Origin of the sequence: Zwartia sp. (genome assembly GCF_049655405.1) — a bacterium.
In the GTDB taxonomy this organism is placed as follows: domain Bacteria; phylum Pseudomonadota; class Gammaproteobacteria; order Burkholderiales; family Burkholderiaceae_B; genus Zwartia.
Genome location: NZ_JBASJR010000011.1, coordinates 221,614 through 233,667, shown reverse-complemented (window position 1 = coordinate 233,667; position 12,054 = coordinate 221,614). Strand labels below are relative to the sequence as shown.

Annotated in this window: 12 protein-coding genes; 5 read left to right on the top strand and 7 right to left on the bottom strand. The window is 53.9% G+C overall.

Going from position 1 to position 12,054, the window contains the following annotated elements:
- Positions 1-6 precede the first annotated feature (6 nt).
- From rnc to recO, 3 genes are read left to right on the top strand one after another with little or no spacing between them, the layout of a single operon-like run.
- Entirely contained in the window at positions 7-765 is a 759-nt protein-coding gene (gene rnc / locus WBJ47_RS08925; protein WP_422245688.1) for a ribonuclease III, read from the top strand.
- Complete coding sequence (era, locus tag WBJ47_RS08920) at positions 762-1,691, top strand: GTPase Era (RefSeq protein ID WP_422245686.1); 930 nt, start codon at positions 762-764, stop codon at positions 1,689-1,691. Before rnc ends, era begins: the two co-directional genes overlap by 4 nt.
- On the top strand, positions 1,684-2,286 hold the full coding sequence (gene recO / locus WBJ47_RS08915; protein WP_422245685.1) for a DNA repair protein RecO: 603 nt from the start codon (positions 1,684-1,686) through the stop codon (positions 2,284-2,286). The genes era and recO overlap by 8 nt, the downstream gene beginning before the upstream one ends.
- Positions 2,287-2,324: 38 nt before the next feature.
- Here the strand turns inward: recO and WBJ47_RS08910 are convergent, their stop codons facing one another.
- Genes WBJ47_RS08910 through WBJ47_RS08890 form a run of 5 tightly spaced genes read right to left on the bottom strand, consistent with a single transcriptional unit; the run spans position 2,325 to position 8,489 of the window.
- Positions 2,325-3,383, bottom strand: a complete 1,059-nt coding sequence (locus WBJ47_RS08910; protein WP_422245684.1) for an alcohol dehydrogenase — start codon at positions 3,381-3,383, stop codon at positions 2,325-2,327.
- Positions 3,384-3,411: 28 nt separating this feature from the next.
- Positions 3,412-4,974: an acetolactate synthase large subunit gene (locus tag WBJ47_RS08905; RefSeq protein ID WP_422245683.1), complete on the bottom strand. Its 1,563-nt coding sequence runs from the start codon at positions 4,972-4,974 to the stop codon at positions 3,412-3,414.
- Positions 4,971-6,149 (bottom strand): acyl-CoA dehydrogenase family protein, encoded by a 1,179-nt coding sequence (locus WBJ47_RS08900; protein WP_422245682.1) that lies wholly within the window; start codon positions 6,147-6,149, stop codon positions 4,971-4,973. Before WBJ47_RS08900 ends, WBJ47_RS08905 begins: the two co-directional genes overlap by 4 nt.
- Before the next feature lies 1 nt (position 6,150).
- The gene (locus tag WBJ47_RS08895; protein WP_422245680.1) at positions 6,151-6,897 is read right to left on the bottom strand and encodes a GntR family transcriptional regulator; all 747 of its coding nucleotides are present in this window, start codon (positions 6,895-6,897) and stop codon (positions 6,151-6,153) included.
- Positions 6,894-8,489: an AMP-binding protein gene (locus WBJ47_RS08890; RefSeq protein ID WP_422245679.1), complete on the bottom strand. Its 1,596-nt coding sequence runs from the start codon at positions 8,487-8,489 to the stop codon at positions 6,894-6,896. The genes WBJ47_RS08895 and WBJ47_RS08890 overlap by 4 nt, the downstream gene beginning before the upstream one ends.
- A 157-nt stretch (positions 8,490-8,646) precedes the next feature.
- On the opposite strand from WBJ47_RS08890, the gene WBJ47_RS08885 reads away from it, so the two are divergent.
- The gene (locus WBJ47_RS08885; protein WP_422245678.1) at positions 8,647-9,636 is read left to right on the top strand and encodes a Bug family tripartite tricarboxylate transporter substrate binding protein; all 990 of its coding nucleotides are present in this window, start codon (positions 8,647-8,649) and stop codon (positions 9,634-9,636) included.
- A 1-nt stretch (position 9,637) separates the two neighbouring features.
- Positions 9,638-10,360: an SDR family NAD(P)-dependent oxidoreductase gene (locus WBJ47_RS08880; RefSeq protein WP_422245676.1), complete on the top strand. Its 723-nt coding sequence runs from the start codon at positions 9,638-9,640 to the stop codon at positions 10,358-10,360.
- Positions 10,361-10,365: 5 nt separating this feature from the next.
- On the opposite strand, the gene WBJ47_RS08875 is transcribed toward WBJ47_RS08880, so the two are convergent.
- Together WBJ47_RS08875 and WBJ47_RS08870 are read right to left on the bottom strand one after the other, a co-directional pair.
- Positions 10,366-11,028, bottom strand: coding sequence for an RraA family protein (locus tag WBJ47_RS08875; protein ID WP_422245674.1), 663 nt, complete (start codon positions 11,026-11,028; stop codon positions 10,366-10,368).
- A 29-nt stretch (positions 11,029-11,057) separates the two neighbouring features.
- A complete protein-coding gene (locus WBJ47_RS08870; protein ID WP_422245673.1) occupies positions 11,058-12,047 on the bottom strand; it encodes a Bug family tripartite tricarboxylate transporter substrate binding protein in 990 nt (329 codons plus the stop codon).
- Between the last annotated feature and the right edge of the window lie 7 nt (positions 12,048-12,054).

Sequence of the window (12,054 nt, the reverse complement as noted above, 5' to 3'; positions counted from 1 at the left end):
CGCTAAATGCCCTTGTCCGCTCTTGAGACTTCGCTTGGATATAAGTTCGTTAAACCTGCTCTGCTTGAGCAGGCGCTGACGCATCGCAGTCATGGCGCGCGTCACAATGAGCGTCTTGAGTTTTTAGGTGATTCGGTGCTCAACATGTCTGTTGCAGCATTGTTATTCAACCATTACGGTACCCTTGACGAGGGTGACTTGTCGCGCGTGCGCGCCAATCTGGTCAAACAGTCTTCGCTTGCCGACATCGCACAAAAACTTGATCTATCGAAATACCTCCGACTAGGCGAGGGTGAACTTAAAAGTGGCGGTTTCAGGCGGCCATCGATTTTGGCGGATACGTTTGAAGCGATTCTCGCAGCGGTTTATCTGGATGGTGGCTTTCTGGCCGCACAGGACCTAATTGAGCGTTTGTACAAGCCCATCTTGGCAAGTGTGGATCCTCTGACTCTTGGTAAGGATGCCAAAACCTTGCTCCAGGAGTTTCTCCAGAGCCGCAAACTTGCCCTGCCTTTGTATAGTGTTGTGGCCACCCATGGTGCGGCACACAGTCAACAGTTTGAAGTCGAATGTTCGATCCCCTCGCTTGAGATCAAGGTCACTGCGCCTGGCTCAAGCCGCCGGGCCGCAGAGCAGTCGGCTGCCAAGCTCGCATTAGAAGCTGCAGAGACCGCCAGTCCTACCCCAGTTAAAAAGCGTTCAACCCGAGCGCGCAAAACGGCACAATTGACGCTGCCGGTTGCGGTTGCTCAGGAACTTAAATGACAGAAATCATAGACACGACAGACTCCACACCCACACCAGACGATACGGCTTACCGTTGCGGCTTTATTGCCGTGGTTGGGCGCCCAAACGTTGGCAAGTCGACACTCACCAACGCCTTGATCGGCAGCAAAATTTCCATCGTCTCTCGAAAAGCACAAACGACACGCCACAGAATCCAGGGTGTCCTCACGCGTGAGCATGAGCAGTTTGTATTCGTAGATACACCTGGCTTTCAAACGCGTCATGGTGGCGCGATGAACAAGATGATGAACCGCGTCGTGACACAGACCTTGGCAGATGTTGATGTCGTGCTGTTTGTGGTCGAAGCCGGCAAATGGTCCCCAGGTGATGCCAAGCTTTTATCTCTCTTGCATCACCCAGAGCGTACGATTTTGGTGATCAGCAAAATTGATCAGCTTAAAAATCGTGATGAGCTCTATCCGTTTGTCGCAAATATCGCCTCGCAATTCAAGTTTGACGCAGTGGTCCCGGTGAGTTCGACCAAACGCCATCAGCTTGATCAATTGCTCGATGAGGTCGCTAAGCGCTTGCCTGAAAACGAGCCGTATTTTGATGCGGACACGCTGACGGATCGGCCGATTCGTTTTATCGCCGCTGAGTTGATTCGCGAAAAGATCTTCCGTCTGGTGGGTGATGAGTTGCCTTACGGTTGTACGGTAGTGATTGAGCAGTGGGAAGAAACGGAAAAAGGCGCGCATATCAATGCATGTGTGATTGTTGAGCGTGATAGCCATCGCCCCATTTTGCTGGGCGCGGGCGGCAATCATATGAAACGGATCGCCTCCGAGGCCCGTCAAGATATGGCCAAACTGATGGATAAGCCCGTTCACCTTGAGGTCTACATCAAGGTTCGTAAGGGTTGGGCTGAAAAAGAAAGCAGCCTGCGCGATTTAGGATATGAGTAGACGAGTCCTTCGGGTCTTAGAGACGCCAGGCTATGTGTTGCATGCAACGGCCTGGCGAGAAACCTCTCTGATTGTTCAAGCATTCTCTAGAGATCACGGATGGGTCAGCATGGTGGCCAAGGGCGCTAAACGACCCCATTCAGTACTCAGACCTGCGCTGTCAGTTTTTCAGCCTTTGTTGTTATCGTGGACAGGTTCGGGCGAAATCAAAACGCTGACGCGTGCTGAGTGCGCAGGTGTGCATGCGTTGCCAGGTGCGGCCTTGATGTCGTGCTGGTACATGAATGAATTACTCTTTCGATTACTGCCCCACGAGGATCCTCATTCTGGTTTATTTGATGCGTACGTCATCGCTCTGCAACGTCTGGCTGCAGGACAGCCTGCCGTGGGTGCTTTAAGACGCTTTGAGTGGATTTTGCTTAAAGAGACGGGATATGGGCTGGATGCCGAGGAACCAGACTTTGACGATCCACAGGGCGAACCTGCTTTGCGCGCGAGCTTGCGTGAACGCTTGTCGGAGCACTTGGCAGGTCGCCCATTGACCACCCGCCAAGTGTTAGTCGCACTGCAGCGCTTTCAGCCAACGAAAACGTGAGCCTAAAGTGCGCCGCATCTAGCGCCACGTTTTAAGCCTCAAGCGGTCAGTACTGCTCGACCAGTGACCTTGCCCTGACGTAACGAGGTCAACACCTTGTCCGCATCAGCAAGGGGATGTTTATGCACAGGGATTGGCGAGATCTTGTTGTCCTTGACGAGTTGTAGTAACTCTCTGAGCTCATCTAGCGAGCCGGTGTAGCTACCGAGAATCTGTAAGGCTTTCATCGGAATAAAGGCGATTGGCCAAGAAGCACCGCCGCCAAACAAACCAACAATCACGAGCTTGCCACCCTTGATCAAAATATCGAAGCCCAAGGATGTTGTGGCAGGCGCACCCACCAGATCAATCATCGCTTGCACCATTTTGCCGCCATTGGCCGCGATGATTTGCTGTGCGGCATCCGGTGCGGCACCGTCCACGACCGCAAGCGCACCTGCGTCGAGGGCCGCTTGACGTTTGGCGGGATCAATATCCACCACAATCGCACCGACACCATTCAACGCCTTGACCAAGGCTAGACACATCAGTCCCAGTCCACCTGCACCCATGATTACGACTGGGTGTTTTTGATAGATGTTGGCACCGACTTTGTTGAGAGCACTGTACGTGGTGAGCCCTGAGCATGCATAGGGGGCGATCTCGGCCGGATCCAAATCGCCAATGTCGATGAGGTAGCGTGGATGCGGCACCAAAAGGTGATCGGCGTAGCCACCGGGTCGCTGCACCCCAAGGTACTGCGGACTCGCACAATGATTTTCTAGGCCGTCCAGGCAAGCCGGACATTGGCGGCAACCAATCCACGGATAGACCAGATAGTTGTGACCTTTTTCAACACCCGTTGCTTCAGGGCCAAGCGCGACAACAGTGCCTGCAGTCTCGTGCCCCATCGTCATCGGTAACTTGATGCCACGATCTTTGAGCAAGAGGCTGCGACCGTTGCCAAGGTCGTAGCTGCCTTCCCAAAAGTGGATATCGCTATGGCAGACACCCGCAGCGCGGACTTCGACCAACACTTGAGTCCCTGTTGGTGTGGGCGTTTCCATTTCCATTAAACCGAGTGGTTCTTTGAAATTCATCACGCAATAGCATTTCATATTTTAAGCTCCAAGGGTGCTGGGATCTTTACATCACCAGTTCAATCAGACGGGGACCTTTTTCTTTGGTTGCAACGCGTAAGGCATCCGCAAAGCCCTCAAGCGTGTTGACTTGCACGCCCGGTACGCCGTGGCCGCGAGCAATGGAGACCCAGTCCAAAAATGGTTGATCAAGATCCAGCATGCGGCGAGCGTTGTCACCGGCCTCAGGTCCACCCATGTTGGCGAGTTCGCCGCGCAGGATTTTGTAAGAGCGATTGGCAAAAATCACAACGGTAACGTCAAGATTTTCACGGGCCATCGACCACAGTCCCTGCACCGTATACATGGCACTACCATCGCCTAGCAAGGCAAAGACCTTACGATCCGGACAGGCCACAGCAGCACCAACAGCCGCAGACATTCCCCAGCCAATCGCACCACCTGTGATGTCGATACAGTCATGAGGTGCAGCCTGAGGGGTCACTTTTGCAAACTGTCGTCCAGTGGTGACGGCTTCATCCACCATGATGGCGTTTTCAGGCATGAGCGCGGCAATGACCGTCCCGATATGTTCGACCAAAGGTGCGCCAGTCGGCAAGTCAGTGATGATGGGGCCTGTTGAGAGTTCCGCCGGGGCAGTATTCTGTGCGCCGAGAGCATCAACCAGTGCTTGCAAGCTCGCTTCGATGTCGTGCGTGAGCGTCGCGAGCGTGTGGACTTCGCAGTCTGGCTGCTTGATCATGCGCGGCTTGTTTGGATAGGCAAAAAACGCGACCGGTGGCGCACTGCCGACTAAGACCAAATGCTTCGTGTCTTTGAGCATGGCGACCGCACCATCGACAGGGAAGGGCAGTGGCGTGATGTTGACGCGACCCCGTCCACGCTCCATCCGTGGATTGCGTGGCTCAGAGGCAAGTTTGCAGCCGGTATATGCGGCGATTTTTCCGGCAAGCGTCGCTTCGCGGGCACGCAAGGCGCGCCCACCCAACAATAGTGTGGTGGCTTCAGCAGTTTTGCGATCGGATAATAAGCGGGCAAGGGCAACGATCGTGTCTGTCAGCGGCGCTGCTGCGGTTTGCGCGGGCGCTGTCGAGTAGTGACCCGGATCAGAAGGTTCCCAGGCGCAGTTGGCGGGAAGCACCAGTGTGGCGATGCGTCCAGGCGTGCTGCGTGCCTGAGAGATCGCCTCAGCGGTATCCAGAGGCGCCGCCGCGGCCGACATGGTGGTCTTGACCCAGTTAGACATCGGGCGCGCCACGGCTTCTACGTCAGAGTTCAGCGGCGCGTTGTTATGGATGTGATCCCAAGCGTGTTGGCCAACAATATTGACCATGCCTGAGTAGGCACGTTTAGCGTTGTGAATATTGGCAAGTGCGTTACCTAAGCCTGGACCCAGATGTAGCAGCGTTGCGGCAGGTTTTTCCGCCATCCGGTAGTAGCCATCAGCTGCGCCGCTTGCAACGCCTTCAAATAAACCCAGCACACAGCGCATGCCAGGTGCGCGATCCAAAGCGGAAACGAAGTGCATCTCGGACGTGCCGGGATTGGCAAAACAGACATCCACATCGCCTGCAAGCAGGGTTTGAACCATTGCTTCTGAACCATTCATTTGAATATCCCTCCAGTTTTGTTTTTCATTGTTTCACGCGCGATGATGACCTGTTGGACTTCAGTCGCACCTTCATAAATGCGCAGTGCTCTAATTTCACGATACAACATTTCCATCGGATGACCGACTTTGACACCCAGCCCGCCATGCAGCTGGACACAACGATCAATCACGCGTTGAGCGGACTCTGTGGCGTACATTTTTGCCATGGCGGCTGATTTTGTGGTGCGCTGCTTCAGTACGTCGCGCTCCCAAGCTGCGCGATAAATGAGTAGAGTTGAGGCATCGATCTCTGTGCTCATTTCGCCAATCGCAGCCTGGGTGATTTGCAGATCAGCCAGTGTCGCGCCAAACATCGGGCGCGAGGTGGCGCGCGAGATACCCATATCGAGCGCGGCTTCGGCAAAGCCCAAGGCCGCAGCGCCAACTGAAGCGCGGAACACATCGAGATTATGCATCGCGACTTTGAAACCCTTGCCTGCGTCGCCAATCCGTTGGCTGACGGGAATGTCGCAATCAGTAAACGTCAGTGTCCCAATGGGGTGCGGCGCACAAACATCAAAACGTTCCGTGACTTGTAATCCTGGCGTGTTGGCATCTACCACGAAGGCCGTGACGCCTTCGGCTTCATCATTTTCGACTTTGGCAAAGACGGTGTAAAAGTCAGCGATGTCGGCATTTGAAATCCAGGTCTTGACACCATTGAGTCTGTATCCTTGGCTGGTGCGAGTTGCCCGCGTGCTCATCGCAGCAACATCAGAGCCCGCATCGGGTTCTGAAAGCGCAAAGGCCGCCAGCATTTTTCCAGAGGCGACATGGGGCAAGTATTTTTGTTTTAAGGCCTCTGATCCAAACAGTGAAATGGGGCCACTGCCTAGTCCCTGCATCACAAAGGCAAAGTCCGCCAGACCATCGTAATAGCCCAGTGCCTGACGCATCAGACACAGACTGCGCGAGTCGAGTTCTTTGAGTGCGCCGCCATATTCTGCGGGGACACAATAGCGCAACCAGCCTGCGTCGCCCAGTTGTCGAGTGAGTTTGACGCAGTGTTCATCCACGCTCCCGACATGTACCCGATTGGTGAGCGCAGCAGCTGACCATGCTTGGATATCCGCATAGAGTGCACGATGACTATCATCGAAAAATGGCAACTTTAATGAGTCTGGATTAAACATTTCAACGATTTCCTAAGAGATCAAATTTCATCTGAACATAGCGCGTCGGAATCTCCAGCCGCGCAAAATACACAACCTTGTTTTGAACGCAGGCATAGCGACGGAGCTCGGCTACCGGTGCAGACAAGGGTAGGTGCAAAGCTTCAGCCGAGTCAGCACCTGCTTCGATAATGGTGAGTAGTTGTCCCGCATGAGTTAGCGCTCCTCCATGGAGTTCGTCCAAGACGGGCGCAACGGTGGAGTGTCGGTAGCGCGCCGGATGTTGCCGATAAATGTCGCGTTCCAGGTATACCTCCGTATAGCAAAACGGTCCTGAGGAGGTGGTGTGAATACGTCGCAAGTATTGAAAGCGACCCTCGGTGCTGTGGGGACACTCCATGCCGAGAAGTGGTAGAGGGACGTCCGCGTTTGATTCCATCAAGGTCGTTGTTCCGAGTTCCTTGGAAAGTGCGACCGTGTCGGCCCATGTTTTTGGGAGCGTGAGTTTGTGTGTCTCTGGAAGGTCTTCGTTGACGTATGTGCCTGAGCCTCTGGAGCGGTGGATCAGGCCCTCGCGCTCTAACAGGCCAAAAGCCTGTCTGACCGTTGCACGTGAGACGCCCAGAGTGTCGACCAGAGACTCAAGGGCGGGTACTTGATGGCCACGCGGCCAGATGCCGCGCTCGATATTGCGCCGCACGATCGCGGCCACCTGCAGATACAAGGGCTGTGGACTTCTCGCATAGAGGAGACCAGGTGCTTGTTTCATGTGTGTGTGGCCAACAAGGCATCCGCCATTTCACGTAATTTATTTTTTTGGATTTTGACAGCGTTCGCGCTTTCGACCGAAGGAAAAACAGACACGACTTCAAACCGCACAGGTACCTTGTAGCCAGCCATCAGACGTTTGCATTCTTGAGTCCATCCTGCAGGATCAGCCTGCGCGCCGTCTTTCAAGATCACGAAAGCGACCGGCAAAATTTTGGTGCCCAAGGTCCCGCCCACGACCTGGCAAGCTTTGACGCCTAAGAGCTTTTCCACCGCCTGTTCGATTTCTGCAGGGTTCACCAGAAAGCCTGAGAGCCGCATAGAGTCACCCATGCGCGTTTGAAAGACAAACTGGCGTTCACTGACGGCATAACCCAAGTCGCCTGTTTTAAAAAAACCGTCGGTCGTCATGGCGCGAGCGGTTGCCTCAGGTTGGTCGAGATAGCCCACCATGCGGCTAGGGCTGAAAATTTCAATCTCGCCAGATTCGCCTTGTTTTAGGACTTGTCCAGTCTCAGGGTCTGAGGTTCTGACACGAGCCTCAGGGTGAATTAATTGACCACCGGACAGGTAGCGCACACTGATATCTCCTTGCTTGGCGTCCGTTGGCTGTGCGGCCACCAACGCCTGTAGCTCGCTGGACCCATATAGACCAGTGAGTGCGACGCCATTGCGCTCAGCTTGTTCGAGCAAGCTATTAATAGCGGGAGAAAAACTGGCAAAGCCAAATAATTGACAGCTGTCAAAATCTGAGGGGGATTGGGCGGTTTCGAAAAGTTTCAAAATCGATTCGTTATTGGCATAAGTATGCGTGACTCGATGTTTGCGGATTTGCGCAAGCGTGCTGTGCGTATCGGAGACGGGTTCACTGACGGTTGTGCAACCTGTGACCAGTCCCCCAGTCAACGTTGCAAAGCCAAATGCACCGCAAAAAGGCGCACTGGCGAGGATACGGCTGTCAGCGTCATAGCCATACGCCTGCTGCATCACGTCACCATGTTTAATCAACGTCGCCTGATCATGTAGAACAAACTTGGGCAGCGAGGTCGTCCCTGAGGTGGTAAAGCACAGCACGCCAGCATTGCCAACGGCGGGCGGAGGAACGCTTGGTGTGTCGAGTAAAGCGTTGTAGCCCAACACTTTGTAGCCGCGTGCCGCAATAGCCTGTGTGGCCGGGCTCTGTGTGTCGCCTAGCGTGATGATGGCGCGCAAGCGCGATAAGACGTCCTTGGGAACATCGGCCAAAATGTCTGCAAACGCAATGCCTTTAAAGTCGGGCCACATCAAGAGCCAGTCTGCCTTGCCGCGACCGATAATATCTGCCACTTCCTGGCTGCGAAAGCGTGTGTTGACGGCCAACACGGTGGCACCGAGATGGGCGCAGGCTAAAAATGTTTGTAGCCAAGCCAGGCAGTTAGGGAGCCAGACCGCCACCCGATCATTGGGACCAATTCCTAGTTGCGCAAGATTGCCAGCAAGTTGCAAGGACTGTGTATGCAATTCAGCAAAGGTCGTGGGAACATCCTGATCGATTAATGCTGGGTGCTGGCCGTGACTCTTGGCCAGTGCGGCCATGCGTTCGTAAAAAAACATGAATTGCCTCAGGTGAACTTAATGCAGCGAATCTCTAGGTGCTGCTATAGTGATCTAGTAGAACTATTACTATAGTACTTATTTACGTACTTTTGATTTAAGTTTCACATATGAAAAACGTCTCAACGAAGGCGTCAATCGACAGGAGCAAGTACCAATGAAATCAACGCGTTTTATGATTCGCGCAATCGCAGCCGCATTTACTTTGGGCGCTGCAACCTTGGGTATCGCCCACGCACAAAATTTTCCTTCCCGTCCGCTCACCCTAGTGGTGCCTTACCCGACAGCTGGTGCTGCTGATATTTTTGGTCGCTCGATTGCTCAAGCAATGGAAACGACACTCAAGCAACCCGTGATCGTGGAAAACAAGCCAGGGGCGGCCGGTAACGTCGGTTTGACTCAGGTGGCGCGGAGCAAGCCTGATGGCTACACGATTGGTCTTGGTACGATCGGCACCCAAGCGATCAATCAGTTCATTTATAGCCAAATGCAGTTTGATCCCGCGACAGACTTGGTACCCATTGCCTTGGTTTCTTTGACACCGAACGTTTTGGTGGTCGCCGCTAACTCCCCCTGGAAAAACCTAGGTGATGTACTGAAAGCTGCGCGTGCCGCTGGGGATAAAAAACTGAGTTATGGTACCCCTGGTATTGGTTCGTCGCCACATCTGACAGGCGCGTACTTCGAGGCGATGGCCGGAGTAGAGTTGTTGCACGTTCCGTTTAAAGGCGTATCGGCTTCCATGCCCGCGCTGATTGGTGGCCAGATCGATCTGCTCTTCGACAACCTATCTGGCTCGATTGCTCAGATCAAAGACGGTTCACGTGTTCGCGGCATTGCAGTCACTTCGCTTGAGCGCTCACCTATGTTGCCAACGCTGCCCAGTTTTTCTGAGGGTGGAGTCAAGGGCTTTGACGTCACCGCCTGGTTTGCGATTTATGCCCCCAAGGGCACGCCACAACCTGTAATGGACAAATTGATCGAAGCGGCTCGCGTGGGCTTGAAGTCAGAAAAAGTCATTCAGGCGTATGAACGTCTGGCGGCAGTTCCTGGCAATCTGTTTGGACCTGACCTCGCTAAATTTGAAGCGGGTGAGCGTGCCAAATGGGGCAAGTTGATTAAAGATCGTGACATCAAGGCACAATAAGATGAAAGGCACCACAGCACTTGTGACCGGCGGAAGCCGGGGAATTGGTCGCGCTGTGGTGCAGTCACTGATTGAGGATGGCTACGAGGTCATCAATTTCAGTCGTACTGCACCTGCACAGTTGTTGCCAGGCGAAATTTTTGAATCGGTCGACTTGGGCGACCCCAAGCGCGCCCGCGAAGCCGCCTTTGACTGGGCTGCAAAAAAAGATATCCTGAATCTCGTCAATAATGCTGGCATGATCCACATCGGCAAGATCGAGGACATCACACTCGAACAAATCGAGGACATGATGTCACTCAATATGATCGCGCCCTTGATCATGACGCAAGCTGTCTTGCCTGCCATGCGCACCAACAAGTTTGGTCGTATCGTCAACATCGGTAGCCGTGCGGCACTCGGTAAGTCTGGACGGACGATTTACGGTGGTACCAAGGCCGGTTTGGCAGGGATGACGCGTACTTGGGCGCTGGAAACTGCAGCGGATGGCATCACGGTCAATGCCATTGCTCCAGGCCCGATTGCAACGGAGTTGTTTTTAGCGAGCAATCCACCAGATTTGCCTCAGACTAAAAAGATTGCCGAGTCAATTCCAGTAGGCCGTTTTGGCGAACCCGAGGAAATCGCCCACGTCGTTCGGATGTTTCTCGATCGCAAAGCAGGTTTTTTGACTGGACAGTTGTTGTATGTCTGCGGTGGAATGACGGTTGGTCTGACCGCTTAACGCGGTCAGCCGTGACGAATCGCTTCAAATTTTTTGTCGTGCATGACTTCCTCGACGGACTGTCCTGCACGCACCGCCTCCACCATGCCGTCTTGACGGGCGGCAATTCGCTGACCTAAGGCGATGACTTCTTGGATTTTGTCCGCAGGGATAAAGACTGTTCCGCAGCGGTCCGCAATCACATAATCATTTTCGTTCACAGTCACGCCTGCCATCTGCACAGGCTTGCCCGAGTCGATCTGAATGATGCGATTGCGTGCGCTAATCATGGTGACGCCCCGACCATACACGGGGTAGCCAATCGACTCGCTTCCTTCGATATCGCGACTGACACCGTCAATCACAGAGCCACGAATGCCTTTCATCTTTGAGGCGTTTGCCAAGATATCGCCCCAACAGGAAATGCCTTCGGGTCCGCCCGCGATCACGAGAATTCTGTCATCGCTTGTAATGCTGGTGATGACGGGAGTGATGAGGTGCACGGTGGGGGCGGTGCCTTGTTTGGGGCCTAATAAAATCGTCGCGGCACGGCCAACGATTTTCGGGCAGTTCCATAAAGGTCTCAACCCAAAGGTCGCACCAGGCAGCCCCATAAAGTCGAGTGCATCTGACACTGTGTTGGTGTCTAGCTTCTCAAGGTCACGAAGTATTGCAGCGGAATCGGTCATGGCTGGTGGCTCTCTGAGTCAATGCAGTATTAGTCGAGTTGAATATTGGCGGCTTTGGCAACGGTTTGCCACTTTTGAATCTCTGCTGCGATAAAGGCTTTGGTTTGCTCTGGTGTCATGTTCATTGGCTCAAACGCCATTTCAGCTAAGCGGGCAACGTAGTCAGGGTTCGTGACAATTTTTTGATTCCACTCACGCAGTTTGGTTTGGATCGCAGCGGGAGTTTTGACTGGAACGGCAATCCCCCACCAAGAACTTGAGACGATTTCAGGCATGCCGAGTTCGACAAAGGTCGGGACGTTCGGTAAGGGCTTGAGGCGACTGGTGTGGGCGACGGCCAAAGGCTTGAGTTTGCCCTCTGCGATCTGTGCCTGGAAGGTGCTCAGATCATTGACGTTGAGAGTCACCTCGCCGCGCAGTACGGCCAAGGTGGCTGGTGCGCCGCCTTTGTAGGGGACATGCATCAAATCAGTTCCTGTCTTGGTGCGAAACAGCTCTGCACCCATTTGCACAATGCTGCCCGTGCCGGCCGAGGAGTAGCTGAGTTTGCCGGGATCTTTTTTGGCCAGCGCAATGAGCTCGGCGACGTTGTTGACGGGGACCGTTGGTCCGACTACTAAGAGGTGAGGCGCATCTGCGATCAGGCCGATCATCGAAAAGTCTCGCTGAAAGTTATAAGGCACTTTCTTTTGAACAACTTCGTTGATAACGCTTGTGCTGGCGGTACTGAAAAGAATGGTGTAGCCGTTCGGTTCGGCACGCACTGCATTCTGGGTCCCGATAATGCCAGCAGCGCCAGCCATATTTTCAACAACCACCGGTTGACCCGCGAGCTTTGAAAGTTGTTGCGCATAGAGGCGAGCAACAATATCGGTAGGACCGCCCGCAGGAAAGGGGACGATCAGCTGGAGCTGACGGCTTGGATAAGGGGCCGGCGTTTGAGCCTGTGCCGCACCGTGGATCATGCCAATACTGGCGATTGAGGTGGCAAGCCATTTAATGAGGCGAAATGTATTCATGTGTAAC